The following is a 21,019-nucleotide window of genomic DNA, read 5'->3' as shown; positions in this document are numbered from 1 at the left end:
TACGGTAATGGTTGTTACGGGACTGAATGGTTTCGGTCCCGAACCGTCCGAGATGAGGAGAGCATGCCCGACCCGATCGCCGTCACCATCACCCGCGAGCACTTCGACGCCCCGGACGGTGCAGCCCTCCGCCAGGCGCAGCGCGACGAGCTCGACGCGCGGTACGGCCGCGACGACCACGAGCCCGGAGCGAAGCCCACGGCCGACAGTGTGCCGATCTTCCTGGTGGCCCGCACCGCCGACGGCACGGCGGTCGGCTGTGGCGGTCTGCGCCCGCTCCCCGATGGCGGAGCCGAGATCAAACGCATGTTCGTGCACCCCTCCGCCCGTGGCGCCGGAGTCTCGACGGCCATCCTGCGCGCCCTCGAAGACGAGGCCCGCGGTCTCGGCCTGGACCGCCTCGTCCTCGAGACGGGCACCGCCCAGCCCGACGCCATCCGCTTCTACCAGCGCGAGGGCTACACCCCCATCCCCCTCTTCGGCCCCTACGTAGGCTCCCCCCTCTCCCTCTGCTTCGCCCGCGCCCTCACCCCCTGATCGGCCCACTCGATCCCGCCCGAAGCGAGGTCACGGGACGGCAGGCCGCAGGCCGTACCCGCCGACCCAAGGTGAGCGTGTGGCCGAGGGATGCGACCGCAGGCCGCGTCCCTCGACCGCGCGCTCACATGTCGCGCTGAGCCGGGCAGGGACCGGCTCAGCCCCGGGACGCCGAGCGAAGCCCGGCGCCCCGGCAACAAGCACCACCCGCCAAGCATCACTGTCGGTAGCCCGAGGTATTGTTGGCGGGTGTCCACCGCCCTGTATCGCCGCTACCGGCCCGAGAACTTCGCCGAGATGATCGGGCAGTCTCAGGTGACCGATCCGCTCATGACGGCGTTGCGCACGAACCGGGTCAATCACGCCTATCTGTTCAGCGGTCCGCGTGGGTGCGGCAAGACGACGTCGGCCCGCATCCTGGCCCGGTGCCTGAACTGTGCGGAGGGTCCGACCGACACTCCGTGCGGGGTCTGCCCGAGCTGTGTCGAGCTGGGGCGCGACGGTCCGGGCTCGCTCGACGTGGTCGAGATCGACGCGGCGAGCCACAACGGTGTCGACGACGCGCGCGACCTGCGCGAGCGCGCGGTCTTCGCGCCGGCCCGCGACCGCTTCAAGATCTTCATCCTCGACGAGGCGCACATGGTGACGCCGCAGGGTTTCAACGCGCTGCTCAAGATCGTCGAAGAGCCGCCGGAGCACATCAAGTTCATCTTCGCCACCACGGAGCCCGACAAGGTGATCGGCACCATCCGGTCGCGCACGCATCACTATCCGTTCCGGCTCATCCCGCCGGCGCAGCTGCTCGAGTACGTGCAGACGCTGTGCGAGGCCGAGGGCGTCGAGGTGGCTCCGGGCGTGCTGCCGCTCGTGGTGCGGGCGGGTGGCGGGTCGGCTCGTGACACCCTGTCGCTGCTCGATCAGCTGATCGCCGGTTCCGAGAGCAACCGGGTCGAGTACGAGCGCGCGGTCGCCCTGCTCGGCTACACCCATGGCGCCTTGCTCTCCGAGGCCATCGACGCGCTCGGCACGCACGACGGGGCTGCGGCCTTCGACGCGGTCGACCGGGTCATCCAGACGGGGCAGGATCCGCGGCGCTTCGTCGAAGACCTGCTCGAGCGCGTGCGCGACATCATCGTGGTCGAGGCCACCCGCGAGCAGGCGTCCGCCGTGCTGCGCGGGGTGCCGGCCGACGAGATCGAGGTGATGCGCCGCCAGGCGGCCCTGTTCGGGCACGCCGAGCTCTCGCGGCTGGCCGACATCGTCAATGCGGCGCTGACCGAGATGACGGGTGCGACCTCGCCGCGTCTGCACCTCGAGCTGATGGTGGCGCGGGCCCTGGTGCCGGCCTCCGATGACTCGCAGCGCGGTGCGCTCGCCCGCGTCGAGCGGCTCGAGCGGCGTATCGGCGTGGACGGTCCGGATGCGGGTCGGTCGACGCACGCCGCTGTCGGGACGGCATCTGCCGAACGTACGGCCGCGCCGAGCCCGGCCGTACCCGCTTCGTCGCTGCCGCCTGCCGCTTCCGCGCCGACGCCGAGAGTGCCCGCCGCCGCGCCGGCTTCGGCGTCCGACGCGCCCGCTGCGAGGAGCACTCCGACGGAGTCGCCAGTGGTTACGCCCGACGTCGTGGCTGTGCCGCAGCCCGCAGTGCCCGTCGCGGCTGCCGATGCGGCTGTGACCGCGGCTGCCCCGGCGGAGTCACCGGCCGCCGTCTCCGCCGCGGCGGGCGAGGTCACGCTGCAGCAGATGAAGGATGCCTGGCCCGAGATCCTCGAGGCCGTGCAGAAGGCCAAGATGACGGCCTGGCTCGTGGTCTACACCGCGCAGGTGCGAGCGCTCGACGGCGACGTGCTGACGCTCGCCTTCCCGAGCGAGAACGACGTCGCGAGCTTCAAGGAGCGCTCGGCTCCCGGGCAGGGCGTCAGCGAGTTCCTCCGCCAGGCCATCCTCGATGTGCTGGGCCTGCGTGTGATGTACCGCGCGAACGTCGACACGTCGCTGCGCCCGCACGACGAGCCGTCTCCCGACGAGCGCGCGGCCGCGGCGGCTCCCGCATCTGCATCGGCCGGCACTGCCCCTGCTGGTGACGCCCCGACCGATCATTCTCCATCCAGCACGGCTCCAGCCGGTTCTTCTCCGGCCGGAGCCGCCGCGTCCGGCCCGTCGGATGCCGCGGCGTCCGGCCCTTCCGGTGCCCCCGCATCGGGCCGGTCGGGGGCTGCTGCGCCGAGCCCCTCTCCGGCCGCGCAGACGGAGGCTCCCGCCCCGGCGCAGGCTTCCTCTCCGGCACCTTCCCGCGCTTCGGCGCCGCCGTCCGCGTCGGCGCAGCGCCCCGCCTCGCCGGCGCGCTCCGAGCAGGCTCGTTCCACCGGCGCGCCGTCGGCAGCCGCGGCCGGTCGGAGCGCTGCTCCGACCACCAGCTGGGACGTGGTCGCGATCCCGACCTCGAGCGACGACGAGCCTCCTCTCGCCGACGAGCCGATGCCGAGCGACGAGCCCGAGCTCCCCGCCGATCGTGCCGACAGCGTGCCCGGTGCCATCGCCGTCGCGCCCGGATCCTCTCCGGCCGGTGCTTCCGCGGCCGGTCAGGTCACGCCGCCCGCGCATGCCGCTCCGCCCGCTCAGGCCGCTTCGCCCGATCGCGCCACTTCGCCCGCTCCACCCACCCCGCCCGCGCAGGCCGCCGCATCCGCAGCGCCCGCTGCGGGTGCCACCCCGCCGGCATCCGCTCCAGGGCAGGTGCGATCCGTGCCCACCCGCCCCCCGGCGGCCACGGCGGGCGGCCGCGCCCGCTACGGCGAGGCCGTGGTGCGCGAGATCCTCGGGGCGAACTTCATCGAAGAGCAACCGCTCCCCGGCCGCGAGGGCTGAGCGAACCGCCCACCGGGTTCTCCCTGCCCCCACACCGACACGACGACCGGCGAGCATCCGCTGAGAGGCCCCCACCATGTACGAAGGAATCGTCCAAGAGCTCATCGACGAACTCGGCCGCCTGCCCGGTATCGGCCCCAAGTCGGCCCAGCGGATCGCGTTCCACATCGTGCAGACGGAGTCGTTCGACGTGAGCCGGCTCGCCGAGATCCTCACCGATGTGCGCGACAAGGTGCACTTCTGCCAGGTCTGCGGCAACGTCTCCGAGCAGGAGACCTGCGGTATCTGCCGTGACCCGCGCCGCTCGCAGAACCTGATCTGCGTGGTGGAGGAGGCCAAAGACGTGGTCGCCATCGAGCGCACCCGGGAGTTCCGGGGGCTGTACCACGTGCTCGGCGGCGCGATCAGCCCTATCGACGGCATCGGACCCGACAATCTGCGCATCCGCGAACTGATGCAGCGCCTCGCCGACGGCACGGTCACCGAGGTCATCATCGCCACCGACCCCAACCTCGAGGGCGAGGCCACGGCCACCTACCTCTCGCGCCTGCTCACCACCCTCGAGATCCGCGTCACCCGTCTGGCCTCGGGCCTCCCGGTGGGCGGCGACCTCGAGTACGCCGACGAAGTCACGCTGGGCCGGGCCTTCGAGGGGCGCCGCCTGGTCGAGAACTGACCCGCATGCCCGAGGCCGCAGCGCCCGGCGTCGTTCCAAAAGGCTGCAAATCAGCCACACCGAGGCCGTATATGCCCCCGGTCGGCGTTATTTGCAGCTTTTTGAACCGAACCGAGCCGGTTAGAACGCCGTGATCGAGTTCATCGTCCTCTCCGAGGCGCCTGACGGCCACGTGCACGCCTCGCTTCTCGGACCGGATGCCGCTGCTGCCGCCGACACCGTCGTCTTCCCGCGGGAGGAGCTCGCACGAGCGGTCGCGCGCCTCGAACGGGAGCATCACCCGCGCTGGGTCTGGGACGACACCGCGCGCTGGTACCCCGGGCTGCTCGCCGCCGGGGTGCGCATCGAGCGCTGCCACGACCTGCGGCTGGTGCACACGATCCTCCGCGCCTCTGAGCTGACCGCCACTACCTCGCTCGCCCGATCCGCTCTCTCGCACTGGGATCAGGCTGCCGCCCGTCTGGCGGAGCCCGATCCGGATGCCGGGTCGACCCTGGCCGCCTCGCCCCCTCAGACCGCTCTGTTCGACGACACTCTTTTCGCTGTGGTCGACGACCCGCCAGGCCGGTCGACGACCGGGCAGGCCGGCGCCGCACACACCACCAACGCCGAACGCACTGCCGCCGGGCGGGGTCGAAGCGCCGCCGCCGCACCAACCACCAACACCGAGCGCACCGCCGAACACGGGCGAGGTGCCGGCGGCGGTGACGCCGCTCCCGCCTCCGCCGTCGGTGCCTCGAACGGCCCAACGGTCGCCGACCGGTCCGCCCCGGCCGAGGAGCCGGACGAACTCGTGGAGTTCCGCGCCCAGCGCACCGCCGTGGCCGAGGCCACCGACCCGAGTCGCATCGCGCTGCTCACGGCGGCCGAGTCGGCCGGTGCCCTCGTCGCCGCCGAGATGCGGCACGCGGGCCTCCCCTACAGCGCCGAACGCCACGACGAGCTCCTCGAAGAGCTGCTGGGCCCCCGTCCGCAGCGGCCGCCGGGCGCGAGGCCCGGCGATCCCGATCCGCGCCCGGCCAAGCTCGAGGCCCTGCTCGCACAGATCCGGGAGGCCCTCGGCGATCCCACGGCCAACCCCGACTCCCCGGCCGAACTGCTGAAGTCCCTGCGGCGCGCAGGCATCCGCGTCGACAGTACCCGCTCGTGGGACCTCACCCGCATCGACCACCCCGCCATCCCGCCCCTGCTCGACTACAAGAAGCGGGCCCGCATCCTCACCGCCAACGGCTGGAACTGGAGCGACACCTGGGTGCGCGACGGCCGTTTCCACCCCACCTACATCCCGGGTGGCGTCGTCACCGGGCGCTGGGCCTCGGAGGGCGGCGGCGCCCTCCAGCTGCCGAAGGCGGTGCGGAGCGCGGTGCGCGCCGACCCCGGTCATCTGCTCGTGGTGGCGGATGCCGCCCAGCTCGAGCCGCGCATCCTCGCCGCCCTGGCGGGGGACCGCGCGATGGCCGAGGCGGGTCGCGGACGCGACCTCTACGACGGCATCGTGGCCTCGGGCGCCGTCGATACCCGCCCGCACGCCAAGCTCGGGATGCTCGGCGCCATGTACGGCGGCACCACGGGCGAGAGCGGCCGGATGCTGCCGCGCCTGGCGCGGGCGTACCCCGCGGCGATCGCCTTCGTGGAGGCCGCCGCCCGCACCGGCGAGGCGGGCAACCGGGTCTCGACGAGGCTCGGCCGCACGAGCCCGCGCCCGAGCGACGACTGGCTCGACCTGCGCGACGCGGCGGCGGCGGACGGCGCGTCCGAAGCCGTGCGCTCCCGTGCCCGCCAGTCGTCGCGCAGCTGGGGCCGGTTCACCCGCAACTTCGTGGTGCAGGGCACCGCGGCCGAGTGGGCGCTGTGCTGGATCAGCTCGATCCGCCGGCGCCTCTGGGCGCTCGGCGACGGCCCCACGGATGCTCGACTCGAGCAGCGTCCCCACCTCGCGTTCTTCCTGCACGACGAGGTGATGGTGCACACGCCCGCTGCGCTCGCCGAGCAGGTGGCCGGGCAGCTCCGCGAGGCGGCGGCCGAGGCCGGGCGCCTCATCTTCGGTCAGGCGCCGGTGGAGTTCCCCGTGACGGTCGCGATCGTCGACCGCTACGACCAGGCCAAGTGACCGCGGGCGGTTCCGGTCAGGCGGCGGTTGCGATGCCCGAGCCGACCGCGGCCGACTCCACCGAGCGCCCCAGCAGTTCGAACGCCGAGGCCCCGTCGTCGGCCGACAGCGAGCCACGATCGACGCCCGCGACGATCCGCAGGTACTCCAGCCGCCGGCCGGCGAGCTCCGGCGTCACCACGCGGCCGTGCGCCGCGGTGTCCAGCGCGAGATCCGCCCGGAGGCGGGCGCGGAGGGCGGTCTTGGTCCAGTTGGTGCTGCTCATTCCAGCACGCTAAAGCGCTCGCCTTAAGCGCAGGTGAACCCCCGGTGACACCGCGCTGGGAATACGGCCCGACCCCGCCGCGATATACTCGGCAGTCGGGTTCTGTGCGACCCGCTTCCCCGCCCCGCCTCTCCAGGAGTCCCCGTGAGCTTGATCGTTCAGAAGTTCGGCGGTTCGTCGGTCGCCAACGCGGAGAGCATCAAGCGGGTCGCGAAGCGCATCGTGGAGGCCCGCAAGGCCGGCAACGAGGTCGTGGTCGCGGTGAGCGCCATGGGCGACACCACCGACGAACTGCTCGACCTCGCCCACGAGGTGGCCCCCATCCCCGCCCCGCGCGAGATGGACATGCTGCTCTCGGCCGGCGAGCGCATCTCGATGGCCCTGCTCGCCATGGCGATCGAGAGCCTCGGCCACGACGCCCGCAGCTTCACCGGCAGCCAGGCCGGCATGATCACGGATGCCACGCACGGCTCCGCGCGAATCGTGGATGTCACGCCGGTGCGCCTGCGCGAGGCGCTCGACGAGGGCGCGATCGTGATCGTCGCCGGTTTCCAGGGCTTCAACCGCGATACCAAAGACATCACCACGCTCGGCCGCGGCGGTTCCGACACCACGGCCGTCGCGCTCGCCGCGGCGCTGAATGCCGACGTGTGCGAGATCTACACCGACGTCGACGGCATCTTCACCTCCGATCCGCGTCTGGTTCCCAGAGCGCGCAAGATCGACCGCATCACGAGCGAAGAGATGCTCGAGCTCGCGGCCAACGGTGCGAAGGTGCTCTACATCCGCGCCGTGGAATACGCCCGGCGCCACGGCGTCACCCTGCACGTGCGCTCGTCGTTCAACAACAACGAGGGCACCATCGTCTACAACCCGACAGAGACCGAGCCGAACGGCCCCGCCGTCGTGCCCGGATCATCCGTCACCCCGTCTGGAAGTGAGGGCCTCGTGGAAGAACCCATGATCGCCGGCGTCGCCACCGACCTCAGCGAAGCGAAGATCACCGTCGTCGGCGTGCCCGACATCCCCGGAAAGGCCGCACAGATCTTCACGGTCGTGGCCAAGACCGGTGCGAACATCGACATGATCGTGCAGAACGTGTCGGCGGCCTCCACCGGTCTCACCGACATCTCGTTCACGCTGCCGAAGACCGAGGGCCAGCTCGTGCTGACCGCCCTCCGTGCCGAGCAGGAGGATTCCGGCTTCAAGGCGCTGCAGTACGACGACCAGATCGGCAAGCTCGCGCTCGTCGGCGCCGGTATGCGCACCAACGCCGGCGTCTCGGCGAAGCTGTTCACCGCGCTCTACGAGGCCGGCATCAACATCGAGATGATCTCCACCTCGGAGATCCGCATCTCGGTGGTCACCCGCGCCGACACGATCAACGACGCCCTCCGCGTGGTGCACACCGCCTTCGGCCTCGACGCCGACGTCGAGGCCGTCGTGCACGCCGGCACCGGCCGCTAGCCCCGAACATCCTGAGAACGAAGGACACACCGTGAGCAAGGCACTGAACGTCGGCGTCGTGGGCGCAACCGGTCAGGTCGGCAAGGTCATGCGCCGCCTCCTCGAGGAGCGCGACTTCCCGATCGAGAGCATCCGCTTCTTCGCCACCGCCCGCAGCGCCGGCACGGTGCTGCCCTTCAAGGGCCAGGACATCGTCGTCGAAGACGTCGAGACCGCCGACCCCACGGGTCTGGACATCGCCCTGTTCTCGGCCGGCGCCACCGGATCGCGCGCCCAGGCCCCCCGCTTCGCCGCCGCCGGCGTGACCGTCATCGACAACTCCAGCGCCTGGCGGATGGATCCTGAGGTGCCCCTCGTGGTCTCCGAGGTCAACCCGCACGCCATCACGCAGGCGGTCAAGGGCATCATCGCCAACCCGAACTGCACCACCATGGCGGCCATGCCTGTGCTGAAGGTGCTCGATGCCGAGGCCGGCCTCGAGCGGCTCATCGTCAGCACCTACCAGGCGGTCTCCGGATCGGGTCTCGCGGGTGCCGAAGAGCTGGCGAACCAGGCCATCGCGGCCACCGCCGACCCCGAGAAGCTGCTCAACCTCGTGCACGACGGCGGATCGGTCGACTTCCCGGCCCCCGTCAAGTACGTCGCCCCGATCGCGTTCGACGTCATCCCGCTGGCCGGCTCGATCGTCGACGACGGCGAGCTCGAGACCGACGAGGAGAAGAAGCTCCGCAACGAGAGCCGCAAGATCCTCGAACTGCCCGAACTCCGTGTGGCCGGCACCTGCGTGCGGGTGCCGGTGTTCACCGGCCACTCGCTGAGCATCAACGTCGAGTTCGCCAACGACATCACCCCCGAGCGCGCCTACGAACTGCTGGCGGATGCTCCCGGCGTGCAGATCGCCGATGTCCCGACCCCGCTCCAGGCGGCCGGCAACGACCCCAGCTACGTGGGCCGCATCCGCCAAGACCAGTCGGCGCCCGGGAAGAAGGGGCTCGTGCTGTTCATCAGCAACGACAACCTGCGCAAGGGCGCCGCGCTGAACGCGGTGCAGATCGCCGAAGTGATCGCGGGGAGCTGACTAGCTGCGCCAGAGACCTCTCGCCTGCGGCGAGGGGCCTCTGGCGGTCGCGCCGCCCATCGGAAACCGGTTCGGATCCGAATCATGCGTATGACCCAGGCCTCTCGGAATGTTCTGCTCATCGGGGTCGCCTTCGTGGCGGCGGTCGTGATCGTGGTCTTCGCGATCGTGCAGCTGTCGTCGCGCAGTGAGAGCGGCGTGGGCAGCGCCGATCCGGCGACCGGCGCGGCCGCCGATCCGGATGCCGTGAAAGTGGCGTTCTACGGAGACTCCTACACCCTGGGCACGGGGGCGAGCGACCCGGCGAAACGGTGGTCGAGCATCGTGAGCGGGCAGCGCGGGTGGAGCGAATTCAACCCGAGCGTCAACGGGCTGGGGTTCGTGAACAACCGCTCCAGCACGCCGCCGGACTACTCCGCCGACGACGAGGTGAGCAAGGTCATAGCCGACGACCCCGACATCCTGTTCGTCACGATGGGCCTGAACGACAACTTCTCGATGCCCGGGCGGGCCGACGACATCCGGGAGGCGATCGGCACCGACCTCCAGACATTGAAGAGCGAGCTCCCGGAGGCTCGCATCATCGTGGTGGAGCCGTTCTGGTACACCGACGAGCGCCCCGACTCGGTGCAGCAGATCATCGACTGGGTGAAGGCCGGGGCCGAGGACATCGGCGCCGACTACATTCCCGATGCCTCGCACTGGATCGAGGGCCATCCGGAGTGGATGGCCTCCGACGGTCTGCACCCCAACGACGAGGGCTATGCGGCGATGGCCGAGAAGATGGATGCCGCACTGCGCGGACTCGGCCTCTGACCGCGCCGGGCGAGCCCCGCCAGCGGATAAGCTCACGGCATGGTGGAGCACTCGGAGCAGCGCAAGGCGTCGGTCGCCGTCTCGGCGTTGCTGGCCGCCATCGCCGTCGCGACCGTGGTCGTCGGCGTCGTCGCGGGCGCCCTCGATCCGCCACCGAGCGTGGTCGCGTGCCTCGTCTTCCTGCTCAGCGTCGGGGTCACCGCGGTGTACCAGCTCCCGGTCGGTCGCGTGCCCGGGCTCCCGCCCTTCGGCGTGGCCAGTGCCCTGCTCGTGATCGGCGCCGTCGGGGAGAACCCGGTGCTCGACGTCGGCCTCTGGGTGGTGGCCTTCTACGTCTCGAAGGCGGTCACCTCGCGCTCGCCCTGGATGGCCGCGCAGTGGTCGGGCGTGGCGGCGATCGGCGGCATCACCTTCGTGAGCGTCTCGCGCGTGCTCATCGTCTGGGGCGTCTGGGAGGCGGCGGCGATCGTCGCGGGCATCGCCGCCCACATGATCGTCGTGCTCGTCATCGAATTCCTGCGTGACGGCGGTCGCTGGAACATCGACCGCTCCCGCGGCGTCGACGGCCTGAGCCCGTGGCGTCTGCTCGGCGTGCTCGCGCTCACCTCGCTCGTGGCGGTCGCCGTGTTCGTGGTCAACACCGGTGCCCTCGACCTCGTCGACGGACCCGAAGAAGAGCTGCGCCTGGCCCGCGACACGGTGCCGCTGCTGATCGTCGCCCTGATCTTCTACAGCGCCGCCAAGCGCCGGCAGACCCGCAGCAGCGAGCGCCGACTGAGCGGGGTCGTGGATGCCGCGCGAGCGCTGCCCTGGGACGTGCTGCAAGACCCGAAGGTCTCGATGGTCGACTTCGCCCGCCGCGCCATCGACGCCACCGAGTTCGAGGTGCGCCGCACCCCGCCGGGCCGCAACGAGATCGGTGCGCGGTTCTCGGCGATCGACGCCACCGACCCGCAGCTGGATCCGGATGCCGTACTCACCGACGAAGACGACGTCAGCCAGGAGCACCAGCAAGACGCGGTCGAGCCCACCGAGTATCTCGTGGCCAGCCGCAAGAGCGGGGGAGTGCCCTTCACCCCCGACGACGAGCTGGCGCTCGACGCCATCGGGCACATCGCGTCGGAGACGGCTCGCGTGCGCGGCGCCTACGACACCCTGCTCGACCGGGTCGACCGCGACTCGCTCACCGGCCTGCCCAACTACAACGCCTTCCAGCGTTCGCTCGCGCGCCTGAACGAAGACCGCAGCTACGCCTCAGGCATCGCGGTGCTGTTCATCGACCTCGACCAGTTCAAGCGCCTGAACGACACCGAGGGCCACCACATCGGCGACGAGGTGCTCTCCACCGTCGCCACCCGTCTGCGGGCGAGCGTGCGCCCGCACGACTTCGTGGCGCGCGTCGGCGGCGACGAGTTCGTCGTCATCCTCACCAAGCTGCAGTCGCTGGCCGAGTCGAAGGCCGTGGCCGATCACATCGTGGCCAACATCGGCGCTCCCGCCACCCTCGGCGGTCGCGAGTACCGCCCGCTGGTGAGCGTGGGCCTGGCCTATTCCGGGCACCAGGAGACGGATCCTCAGTCGATCGTGGTCGACGCCGACCATTCGATGCTGGCCATCAAGAAGTCCCGCCGCCAGGGCGGCCCCTCATTCGAGAGCAGCATCGGCATCTCGCCGCACCGTTCCAGCCGCATCAACGAGATCGTGGCGAAGGCCATCGACGACGGCGTGCTGAACGTGGTCTACCAGCCCATCGTCAACACGGTCGAGGACAAGATCTGGGCGTTCGAGTCGCTGGTGCGGTACACGCATCCGGAGCTCGGCCGCATCTCGACCTCGTCGCTGATCGAGAAGGCCAAGGGCCTCGGCCGGATGGACCTGCTCACCAAACAGGTGATCGAGGCCTCGCTGAAGTCGGCGCGGGAGTTCCGCAAGATCGTGCCGAGCATCACGATGATGACCATCAACCTCGAGGTCGAGCAGATCCGCGACGAGCACGTCGGCGCGTTCCTGAAGGACATCGTGCCGCGGTATCCGGATGTCTCGCTCTGCCTCGAGCTCAACGAGCGCTCCACGAAGGACATCGACGACGACCTGCGCGCCCAGGCCGAGCACTTCCGCCAGCTCGGCATGCTGATCGCCCTCGACGACTACGGTTCCGAGGCCTCCAGCGTGGGCGCCCTGGTGCGCATCCCGATGGACATCCTGAAGATCGACCGCTCGCTGGTCGACAACCTCGACGACACCCGCCAGCGCGAGGTGGTGCGCGCGCTGCAGGGGTTCGGCGACGCGTTCGACTACTCCACGGTGGTCGAGGGCATCGAGACCCAGGATGCCGTCGACGTTCTCGTGGGGATCGGCGTGCGGCACGCGCAGGGCTTCTTCTACGGCCGGCCCGTGCCGTTCGCGCAGACCATGTCGCGCCTGAAGGCCTATGGTGCTGCGGGAACGGTGGGCCGAGCCAGCTCGGTCACCGAGCAGAGCGCGGGGGGCGCTGCCCGGTAGGCTGGGGGCACTGTCCAGACCGGGAGGGCCTTCGTGAACAGAGTTCTGCCGCGGGTCGGCCTGGGCGTCGCGGTCGTCGCGATCGTGGCCGTGCTGGGCGCCATGGTGGTGGGGATCGGCGCGATCCTCGGCCAGGGCGGCGTCGCGTCCGACAATCCGTTCGCGGGCAAGACCCTCTTCGTGGATCCCGATTCCAAGGCGGCGACCGCGGCGAAGGATGCCACGACGGCCGGCGACACCGCCGACGCGGCGACGTTCGAGAAGATCGCGGCCGTGCCGACCGCTATCTGGCTGACGCCGGAGAAGCATCCGACCGGCGAGATCGGCGGGTACGTCTCCGATCTCGTGGGCCAGGCCGAGAAGCTCGGTCAGTCGCCCGTCTTCACGGTCTACGGCATCCCCAACCGCGACTGCGGCAACTACTCCGGCGGCGGCCTCTCGGCCGAGGAGTACCCGGTGTGGGTGCAGGAGATCGCGTCGGCGCTCTCCGGCAGCGACGCCGTGATCATCCTCGAGCCGGACGCGCTGGCGCTGGCCGACGAGTGCGACAACGTCGATGAACGGCTCTCGGAGGTCGGGGCATCCGTCGACACCCTGGCCGGCGCCGGACTCACCGTGTACATCGACGCCGGGCACTCCAACTGGGGGCCGGCCGCCGACATGGCCGACCTGCTGAACAAGGCCGGCGTGAGCCGGGCGCGCGGCTTCTCCACCAACGTCTCGAACTACAACTCCACCGATCGCGAGCAGTACTACGCGAACGAGATCTCGGGCCTCACCGGGGGAGCGCACTACGTGATCGACACCGGCCGCAACGGCAACGGCTCCACGGGCGAGTGGTGCAACCCGTCGGGCCGGGCGCTGGGAGCTGAACCCGCGGCCACGAAGTCGGGCTCGGCCCAGGATGCGAACCTCTGGGTGAAGCCGCCGGGCGAGAGCGACGGCGAGTGCAACGGTGGTCCGGTCGCGGGCGAATGGTGGAGTGCCAACGCCCTCGAACTCGCCGCCGACGCGGGCTGGTAGCAGCGACCGTCAGTCCTCCGCCGTCACCACGCCGAGACCGACCGCAGCCCGGGCGACCTCGCCGATCAGCCCCAGAGGGACGGATTTGGGCAGCACGCTGAAGGCGCCCGATGACAGGGCGAGCTGTGCGGCGGCGGCATCTTCCTCGTCGGCGCGGCTCAGCACGATCACGGCGGCCCCGGATGCGCGCACCGTACGAACGCGCGACGCGACGGAGCTGCGCCCCGAGGTGGCGGCGTCCAGCAGCACGAGCTCGGGTGGGAAGTCCGCCGCCTGCAGCAGGTCGCCCCACCGGGTCGACTCCAGCACCACGGCCAGTTCCGGATCGTGAGCGCGGAACCACTCGCGGAGTCCCGCGCTGTAGGCCTCGTCCTGGCTGAGTACCGCCACCCGTTCGGGCCGTCCACCGGAAAGACTCATCGTCGGCCCCATCCGTTGGTACGATCGTGGCAATGGACACCAATTCGGAACGACGCGTCGCGGTGATCATCGAGGATGATGCCGACATCCGCCATCTGCTGGAGACGGTCTTGACCCAGGCGGGTTTCGAGGTCATCGCCACCGGAAACGGTCTCGACGGCGTGCAGGCGGTTCGCGCCTACGACCCGATGGTGACCACCCTCGACGTCAGCATGCCCGGCATCGACGGCTTCGAGGCCGCGAAGCGCATCCGGGCCTTCAGCAACACCTACCTGGTGATGCTCACGGCGCGCGACGAGGAGATCGACACCCTTCAAGGCCTCGAGGCCGGCGCCGACGACTACCTCACGAAGCCCTTCCGCCCGCGCGAGCTGCGCGCCCGGGTCGAGGCGATGATGCGCAGGCCCCGTCAGGTGCTCGCGGTCGACGGTTCCGGCCCGGTCGCGCCGGCCGCGCAGGCGCCGGCTCCCACGGCCCCGTTCGCTCCGGCGGCGGCTCCCGCACCGGCGTACGGCGCTCCGACCGCCTACGAGCCCGCACCGGTGCAGGCTCCCGCTACGGTAGCCGCCGAGCCCGCGGCCGTCGTCGAGCCGGCCGGTCCCAAGAACTACGACCGTGAAGACGGCTGGATCGAGCACAACGCCCTGTTCGTCAACTCCGAGATGCGTCTCGCCGAGAAAGACGGCAAGGCCATCGAGCTGACCCGCAGCGAGTTCGACCTGCTGAACGCCCTGATGGAGAGCCAGCGGCGCGTGCGCAGCAAGGCCGACCTGGCGCTGCTGCTGCGCGGCGAGAGCTACGTCACCGCCCACTTCGTGAGCGAGGCCGACAAGCGCGCGATCGAGGTGCACATGGCGAACCTGCGTCGCAAGCTCGCCGACAGCATCACGACCCCGCGCTGGATCGAGACGGTGCGCGGTGTGGGCTATCGTCTGGCGGCCTCCGAAGCAGACTGAGGCCACCAGGATCAGGCCTGCCCGGATCCGCCGGCGGCCGATCCGCTGACCGGTCGCGCCCCGCTGACGCGCATCGTCTCCAGCCGCTGGAGCAGTTCGCGGCAGGTGTTCGAGCCCACCTCGTGCAGCCGGGCCAGATGGCTCATGCTGCCCGCCAGATCGTGGGCCTTCACCGAAGAATGCACCATGCCGGCGATGGCCTCGAGAGGCCATGCGCCGAGCATGGTGCTGCTGCTGCGGATACTCAGCAGCACGACGTCGGCATCCTCGAAATCCTGGCTGCCGAGTGCTTTCATCAACCTCTGGGATCGGGTCTCCCAGAGGTTGATGAAATCGTGCACGAACCGTCCGCGACCCTCTTCGTCGCCCACCGCGGTGAGCAGCGACAGCATCACGTCGTGTTCGATGTAGACCTGCGTCAAACCTTGTACCCCCGGTAGCGCGTGAGCACCTTGGCGGTCATCGTGATGGTCTGCAGAATGGTGATGACGCCGAGCACCGGCCAGCCGATCCAGAGGATGGTCGACTGGGTGAACGGGTCGAGCACGAACCAGACCAGGACGAGCACGGCCACCACGAGCACGAGGATGACCAGCGGCACCAGGTAGCCGTTGCCGCGGCCGCGCTCGGCCTTGGCCTGAGCGGCCCAGTTGTCGGTCTGCTTCTTGCTGAGGAACTTCGTCCAGGCCCGGAGGAAGTGGCCGAGCCTGACCCACATGTAGATCTCGGCCGGGAAGAGGAACAGGGCGAAGAAGATGTCGCGTTTGTTGCGGTTCTTCATCGACAGCGCGGTGCGGAGGTTCAGCAGGATGGCGATCACCGGGGGGATCAGCCAGATCGGCGAGAACACGAAGGCGCTGATCGAGAGCGAGCCCATGAGCAGCAGCACGAAGAGCACGCGGGTGACCAGGTTGGTGAGCATCGAGAGGTTCTCGAGCCAGCGCAGGCGCAGGTTCGGGTGGAAGGGCTGGCCCTTCGTGTCGCCGCGCTGCCCCGGCCACATCAGCTCGATGGCCCCGAAGTTCCACTTCACCTGCTGGCCGTCGAGGCCGCGCAGGGTCGTCATCCCGCCGACGTCGGCGCGAGCCTGTGCGGAGATCTTGGTGAGGTAGCCGGCGCTCTTGATCTGCAGCGAGAGCAGCGAGTCCTCCACCTCGCTGTCCTTCACCCAGGGCGTGTTCTGGTGGTTCTCCACCATGATCTGGCGCAGCGCCTTCGTGCTGAAGATGGAGAACTGGCCGCCGAGCACCGCCATGTTGCGGCCCTTCAGCATGTTCTGCATGTTGAAGGCGGCGAACTGGAAGCGCTGGCCGGTGATCAGGAACTTCGCCACGAAGCCCTCGATCGGTGCGTCGTCGATCGAGAAGATCGCCGAGATGCCGCCGATGCGGGAGTCGGAGGTGATCTCCTCGGCGAGGCGCTCCACCGCGTCGGGAGCGGCGGTGGTGTCGCCGTCGACGCCGAGCAGGAAGTCGCATCCCTCGATCAGCTGGTAGCCGTAGTTGAGGGCGCCGACCTTCTTGTCCTTGTTCTTGCCGATGTCGTGCACGTACACCTCGGTGAACTGCTCGACCCCGTCGACCTCTTTGAGGTGCGGGCCCGCGTACTGGGCGGCGATCTTCACGGTGTCGTCGGTGGTGTTGTTCACGACCACGTGGATGACGTCGGGGAGGCGGGTCTGGTTGAGCAGCGACTCCAGCACGGCGCCGATCGACTCCGCCTCGTTGTAGGCCGGGATGATGCAGCCGATGGTGGGGCGGTAGGAGGGCAGCGACTCCACCGACTCGATGAAGTCGTTCTGGAAGTCGTCGCGCTCGTCGCTCAGATCGCTGCGATCCGTCACGTACGGGTTGATCTCGGTCATGAATTCAGTCTCCCCCATGGCTGCAAGCGTTCCCCCGACAATGCGCTAGGGTCGCGTCAAGATCAGCTTAAGATTGGATCAGGTCATTTGGGAAAGGGTGTTCGGATGCCAGGCACAGCACGATTCGGCCGCCGACGCGCGGTTCGAGGCGCTCTCGCCGGCGGTCTCGCCCTCGCGGCCACGGTCGCGCTGAGCGCGTGCGGCACCGCCCCGTGGGACCAGCCCGGCTTCAACACCGATGCCGCCGACACGCCCAGCGCCTCAGCCACCCCCACCCTTCCGGCCACCATCACGCCGGTCATCAACGAGCTGGCCAGCGGATCGGCGCGGCACCAGCTGCAGGCCGGCGACATCGCGCTCACCATCAACTACTACTCGACGCTGGCGATGGACGAGTGGACCGCCGACGCCAACAAGCCGCTCACCTTCTCGCTCTCCGGCGTGCTGGGCAGCGACCAGGGCCAGAGCTTCTACCTCTCGCGCGTCACGCTCACCCCTGCGGTCTCCGGCCCCGACGGCCCGCTGCCCGCACCGAGCCCCATCGCCGACCAGGCCTCGGTGGCCCCCGGCTACTACATCAAAGACCCGTACTCCTACAGCCAGACCTTCATCCTGCCGGCGCTGGATCCCACGGCCACCTCGGTCACCCTCTCCTTCACCTACGAGATCCTCCTCCAGACGGCCCCCGCCTCGGGCGACTACTCGAAGCAGACGGCGTCCGACCAGCTCACGATCGCCATAGCCCAGCCCTAAACTGCCGTGCGCCTCGCGACCACGATGCGGTTGCCGCCCTCTTCGCGGGCCTGGAGGGTGCTGTCGTCGAGGGCCCGGCGCAGCACTGGGAGGCCGTAGCCGAAGGCGTCGGTGTCGACCACACCGAAGCTCGCCGTGGCGCGCAGGGACTGCTCGGGGTCGATCGGCTCGTCGACGAGAGCGGTCTGCAGCCGGATCGCCAGCTGCTCGGCGTCGGTGGTGGAGGCCGTCACCACCACGATCACGAAGCGCCCGGCGCCCGTGTGACCGAGCAGCGACGTGGTGGGGGCGTAGTGACGGATGATCTGTGCCACCGAGCGGATCGCGGTGTCGCCGAAGGTGCGGCCGAAGGCGGTGTTCATCTGCGGCAGGTTGTCGACGTCCATCGCGATCATCGCCAGCCGGTCGCCGTTGAAGGAGGCGCGCTCCACCCAGTCGGCCCACTGCTGCATGAACGAGGCCGCGGAGAGCACGCCGACGACCGAGTGCACGCCCACGGTCACGTCGCCCAGCGCCCGGGCGCCGGAACGCTCGGCCTGGAGGATCGACATCGAGATCGTGCTGAGCAGCACGAGCAGGATGGTGATCACGGTCGTGATGCCCGATCCGAAGTAGTCCTGGAAGATGGCGCTGTCGGGGCCGAGCGACACGAAGATCGAGGTGCGCATCACGTAATAGGCGCAGACGATCCAGAGGCAGAAGCTGAGGATGCGCGCATTGAGGTTGCGACGCATCCTGGCCCGCATCGTCTCGGCGGCGCCGAGGCCGGCGAACACGGTGATGCCGATGAACAGGCTGGTGGAACCCGTCCACGGCCCGGCATCCGGGCCCTCGAGCGCCGTGAAGAGCGCGGTGAGGCCACCGGCGGCCAGCGGGATCCAGATCAGCGGACCACGGCCGTTGAACACGCGTGAGCCCGACCAGATGGCGCCGATCGAGATGACGTACGCGGAGTTGCCGATCACCAGCACCCACCAGGTCTCGGGAGCGACGCTCCACACCGAGAACGAGAGGGCGGTGAGCATGCCGGTGATGAACGAGATGCTCCACAGCCGGCCCGAGGCGTCGTTGCGCCGCATGGCGGTGTTGAGGATGAAGGAGACGCCGCAGAGGATGATCACGAGGCCCGAGATCATGAGCAGGGTGCTGTCGTCCAACGTCATCGCCCCGCCCCCGTCCCACCGGCATCCGTCGGGTCGAACTGCACCCAGTCGGAGTTTAGCGTCAGTCGGAGTTCACCGTCGGCGCGGAACGGATGCGGTGAAGGTCGTACCCACACCGACGGTGCTCGCGACGGTGAGATCGCCGCCGTGGCGCCGCACGATGTCGCGGCTGATGGTGAGCCCGAGGCCCGACCCGTGGATGCTGGACTGGCGCACACCCTCGGCCCGGAAGTACCGGTCGAAGAGCTTGGACTGCTCGAGGTCGCTGAGCCCGATGCCGGTGTCGCTGACGACCAGGCGGACGATCGAATCGTCGGCCTCGACCTGCACCGACACCCGGCCGTTCTCGACGTTGTACTTGATGGCGTTGGTGAGAAGGTTGTCGACGACCTGCCGGAGCCGGAATCCGTCGGCCTCCAGCAGCACCGGCCCCTGCACGCTGTTCTGCAGCACGATGCCTCGCTCGCTCGCGGCCAGGCGCTGCGCCTCGATCGCCTGCGCCACGATCTCGGAGAGATCGCACTGGCTGAACGACATCACGATCTGCTGGTCCTTCTCGCTGGCGGCCGTCAGCAGGTCGGCCACCAGCGCGAGCAGCCGATCCGAGTTGGCCGAGGCCACCTCGAGCATCGACCGGGTGGAGGGATCGAGGGTCTCGTCGTCCAGAGCGAGTTCGAGGTAGCCGAGAATCGAGGTCAGCGGCGTGCGCAGCTCGTGCGACACCGAGGCCACCAGGTCGTCGCGGGCCTGGATGGCGTTGATCTCGGCGGTCACGTCGCGTGACACCATCACGCCGCCGTCGGGGGCGCCGTCGGCCGTGGTGAGAGGCCGCGAGCTGATCGAGAGCGCGATCCGGTGCTCACCCGGCGCGCCGAGCCAGGCCACCATGTCGTCGAAGCGCTCCCCGCCGGTCGCCCGGAAGAAGGGGCGCTCGTCGTCGTCGTAGGGGGTGACCCGATCGGGTTTGTACATCACCGGATGCTCGACACTGGTCTCCGGCAGCCCGAACTCCGTCTGGTACGCGCGATGAGCGCGGTTCAGGATGGTCTGCACACCGTCTTTGCCGAAGGCGACAACGCCGAAGGTCACCGCGTTCAGCACCTCGTCGAGCGTCTGCTCCTGGCGGCGTGCGCGGCGCAGTGCGACCTCCAGCAGGTCGGCCTGCTGACGAAGGAGCCCTCGTTGGGCGGCCGTGCGGCTGGAGGTCGAGAGGGTGGTGGTGGCGATGAACGCGAGCGTGATCGGCAGCACCAGCAGGGACGGGATGCTGTTCAGCGAGAGCGGGGCGGCGGCCAGGATGGCGCTGGCCCAGACCAGCACCGAGGAGCTCAGTACGCTGACGAGCGCGCCGGTGAAGCCGAAGTAGCTGGAGAGCCAGATGACGGGGAACACCAGCAGCAGTCCCGCTCCGAGGTCGGGGTTGCCGAGCCGTATCGCGATGATGGCCAGGATGTCGACCAGCGGCACCAGGGCGGTGCACCACCGCGGGAGCTTCGACCAGGGCACCAGGGCCGACGCCCCGGTGAGGGTGAAGACGACGGCGATGCCGCCGAAGAAACGGACGTCGAGCACGGCGCTCGGCTGGAACAGGTAGGCGGCGCACACCAGAAGAAGCAGAGCGGCGGCGAACAGGAGCTGGGACTGGAAGACGGCACGATCGAAGCGAGACCGGCGCTCCGCCTCGGTGTAGTCGCTGCCCGAGCTCATGTGTCGAGGGTACAGCCATGACGATCCCGCGCTCGTGCGGCGCAGCCTGACGATTGGACGCCCGTTCGGGGGGCTTGTATCATCCCAGCAGGGGTGGGGGAGTTGACGACAGAGGGTACTGTGCTCGGCCGCGCGCCGCATTCGATCGGCCTGCTCGACGCCCACGCACTGGTGCTCGACGGGCTGGGCGCCTGGATCGCCGCGCAGGCCGCGGATCTGCGGGTGACGGTGTGCGCCCGGTCGTGGCCCGACCTGATCCGCGATGCGCAGGCCTGGCCCGAGGTGCTCGTCATGGATCAGCAGCTGGGCGACAGCGTGGCGCTGGAGGCGCGCATCCGGATCTGCCTGACGGCCGGCACCGCCGTCGTGGTGACCGGCGACGGCGAGGAGCCGGCCCTGGAACGCCGGGTGCGAGCGGCCGGCGCCGCCGCCTACGTGTCGAAGACCCGCCCCGCGAGCGAGCTCGTGGATGCGGTCCGCCGTGCCCTCGCCCGCCGCACGGCCACGGGTGTGGCGTGGGATGAGCCCGCCGGCCGCAGCGGGCCGGAGGGCGGGCACGCGGCGGAGGCGGTCGCACGCGCCACGCCGGCGGCCGTCGCCATCCGATTCTCCGAAGACGAGGAGGAGACGCTGCGCCTGTACGCCTCCGGCCACAGCCCGGTGGAGGTCGCGATGGTGCTCGGCACCAATATCCAGGCCGTCAAGAACTCCCTCAAGCGGGTGCGCGAGCAGTACGCCTCGGAGGGCCGGAACGCCGACAAGAAGCAGGACTTGATGCAGCGCGCGGCCGAGGACGGCTACCTGGCCTAAA

At 69.9% G+C, this 21,019-nt stretch carries 18 protein-coding genes; 12 read left to right on the top strand and 6 right to left on the bottom strand.

Annotated features, from left to right (window positions below):
• Positions 1-63 precede the first annotated feature (63 nt).
• The 4 genes from Q0D75_RS00830 (at position 64) to Q0D75_RS00815 (ending at position 6,194) form a co-directional block, all read left to right on the top strand.
• Positions 64-537: a GNAT family N-acetyltransferase gene (locus tag Q0D75_RS00830; protein WP_291048231.1), complete on the top strand. Its 474-nt coding sequence runs from the start codon at positions 64-66 to the stop codon at positions 535-537.
• 249 nt (positions 538-786) lie between these two features.
• Positions 787-3,408, top strand: coding sequence for a DNA polymerase III subunit gamma and tau (locus Q0D75_RS00825; RefSeq protein WP_291048229.1), 2,622 nt, complete (start codon positions 787-789; stop codon positions 3,406-3,408).
• 76 nt (positions 3,409-3,484) lie between these two features.
• A complete protein-coding gene (gene recR / locus Q0D75_RS00820) occupies positions 3,485-4,084 on the top strand; it encodes a recombination mediator RecR (RefSeq protein ID WP_291048227.1) in 600 nt (199 codons plus the stop codon).
• A gap of 130 nt (positions 4,085-4,214) precedes the next feature.
• On the top strand, positions 4,215-6,194 hold the full coding sequence (locus tag Q0D75_RS00815) for a bifunctional 3'-5' exonuclease/DNA polymerase (RefSeq protein WP_291048225.1): 1,980 nt from the start codon (positions 4,215-4,217) through the stop codon (positions 6,192-6,194).
• A gap of 16 nt (positions 6,195-6,210) precedes the next feature.
• Here the strand turns inward: Q0D75_RS00815 and Q0D75_RS00810 are convergent, their stop codons facing one another.
• Positions 6,211-6,459 carry a hypothetical protein gene (locus Q0D75_RS00810; protein ID WP_291048223.1) on the bottom strand — a complete coding sequence of 83 codons (249 nt, stop codon included), beginning with the start codon at positions 6,457-6,459 and terminating at the stop codon, positions 6,211-6,213.
• A 144-nt stretch (positions 6,460-6,603) separates the two neighbouring features.
• Between Q0D75_RS00810 and Q0D75_RS00805 the strand changes: the two genes are divergently transcribed.
• The 5 genes from Q0D75_RS00805 (at position 6,604) to Q0D75_RS00785 (ending at position 13,345) form a co-directional block, all read left to right on the top strand.
• Complete coding sequence (locus tag Q0D75_RS00805) at positions 6,604-7,926, top strand: aspartate kinase (protein ID WP_291048221.1); 1,323 nt, start codon at positions 6,604-6,606, stop codon at positions 7,924-7,926.
• A gap of 31 nt (positions 7,927-7,957) precedes the next feature.
• Positions 7,958-9,004: an aspartate-semialdehyde dehydrogenase gene (locus Q0D75_RS00800; protein ID WP_291048218.1), complete on the top strand. Its 1,047-nt coding sequence runs from the start codon at positions 7,958-7,960 to the stop codon at positions 9,002-9,004.
• A 90-nt stretch (positions 9,005-9,094) separates the two neighbouring features.
• The gene (locus tag Q0D75_RS00795) at positions 9,095-9,820 is read left to right on the top strand and encodes an SGNH/GDSL hydrolase family protein (RefSeq protein WP_291048216.1); all 726 of its coding nucleotides are present in this window, start codon (positions 9,095-9,097) and stop codon (positions 9,818-9,820) included.
• Positions 9,821-9,859: 39 nt separating this feature from the next.
• Positions 9,860-12,322 carry an EAL domain-containing protein gene (locus Q0D75_RS00790; RefSeq protein WP_291048213.1) on the top strand — a complete coding sequence of 821 codons (2,463 nt, stop codon included), beginning with the start codon at positions 9,860-9,862 and terminating at the stop codon, positions 12,320-12,322.
• Positions 12,323-12,355: 33 nt separating this feature from the next.
• Complete coding sequence (locus tag Q0D75_RS00785) at positions 12,356-13,345, top strand: glycoside hydrolase family 6 protein (protein ID WP_291048211.1); 990 nt, start codon at positions 12,356-12,358, stop codon at positions 13,343-13,345.
• A 9-nt stretch (positions 13,346-13,354) separates the two neighbouring features.
• Here the strand turns inward: Q0D75_RS00785 and Q0D75_RS00780 are convergent, their stop codons facing one another.
• Entirely contained in the window at positions 13,355-13,765 is a 411-nt protein-coding gene (locus tag Q0D75_RS00780) for a hypothetical protein (RefSeq protein ID WP_291048208.1), read from the bottom strand.
• A gap of 32 nt (positions 13,766-13,797) precedes the next feature.
• Here Q0D75_RS00780 and Q0D75_RS00775 point away from each other — a divergent pair, with 32 nt between their 5' ends.
• Positions 13,798-14,721, top strand: a complete 924-nt coding sequence (locus tag Q0D75_RS00775) for a response regulator transcription factor (RefSeq protein ID WP_291048206.1) — start codon at positions 13,798-13,800, stop codon at positions 14,719-14,721.
• 11 nt (positions 14,722-14,732) lie between these two features.
• Here Q0D75_RS00775 and Q0D75_RS00770 read toward each other — a convergent pair whose 3' ends face one another.
• Both Q0D75_RS00770 and Q0D75_RS00765 read right to left on the bottom strand, forming a co-directional pair.
• Positions 14,733-15,143 carry a hypothetical protein gene (locus tag Q0D75_RS00770; protein WP_291048203.1) on the bottom strand — a complete coding sequence of 137 codons (411 nt, stop codon included), beginning with the start codon at positions 15,141-15,143 and terminating at the stop codon, positions 14,733-14,735.
• Entirely contained in the window at positions 15,140-16,585 is a 1,446-nt protein-coding gene (locus Q0D75_RS00765) for a glycosyltransferase (RefSeq protein ID WP_291048200.1), read from the bottom strand. Before Q0D75_RS00765 ends, Q0D75_RS00770 begins: the two co-directional genes overlap by 4 nt.
• 105 nt (positions 16,586-16,690) lie before the next feature.
• Between Q0D75_RS00765 and Q0D75_RS00760 the strand changes: the two genes are divergently transcribed.
• A complete protein-coding gene (locus tag Q0D75_RS00760; RefSeq protein WP_291048197.1) occupies positions 16,691-17,338 on the top strand; it encodes a hypothetical protein in 648 nt (215 codons plus the stop codon).
• Here Q0D75_RS00760 and Q0D75_RS00755 read toward each other — a convergent pair.
• Together Q0D75_RS00755 and Q0D75_RS00750 are read right to left on the bottom strand one after the other, a co-directional pair.
• Positions 17,335-18,501: a GGDEF domain-containing protein gene (locus tag Q0D75_RS00755; protein WP_291048194.1), complete on the bottom strand. Its 1,167-nt coding sequence runs from the start codon at positions 18,499-18,501 to the stop codon at positions 17,335-17,337. The two genes, Q0D75_RS00760 and Q0D75_RS00755, sit on opposite strands and share 4 nt — an antisense overlap.
• Positions 18,502-18,573: 72 nt before the next feature.
• Complete coding sequence (locus tag Q0D75_RS00750) at positions 18,574-20,208, bottom strand: HAMP domain-containing sensor histidine kinase (RefSeq protein ID WP_291048192.1); 1,635 nt, start codon at positions 20,206-20,208, stop codon at positions 18,574-18,576.
• 102 nt (positions 20,209-20,310) lie between these two features.
• On the opposite strand from Q0D75_RS00750, the gene Q0D75_RS00745 reads away from it, so the two are divergent.
• On the top strand, positions 20,311-21,018 hold the full coding sequence (locus tag Q0D75_RS00745; RefSeq protein WP_291048190.1) for a hypothetical protein: 708 nt from the start codon (positions 20,311-20,313) through the stop codon (positions 21,016-21,018).
• The last annotated feature ends 1 nt before the right edge of the window (position 21,019 follow it).

It is taken from the genome of Herbiconiux sp. (genome assembly GCF_023264855.1).
GTDB lineage: Bacteria > Actinomycetota > Actinomycetes > Actinomycetales > Microbacteriaceae > Herbiconiux.
The sequence above is the reverse complement of the archived record's forward strand: the minus strand, read 5'-3'. Positions and strand labels throughout refer to the sequence as shown.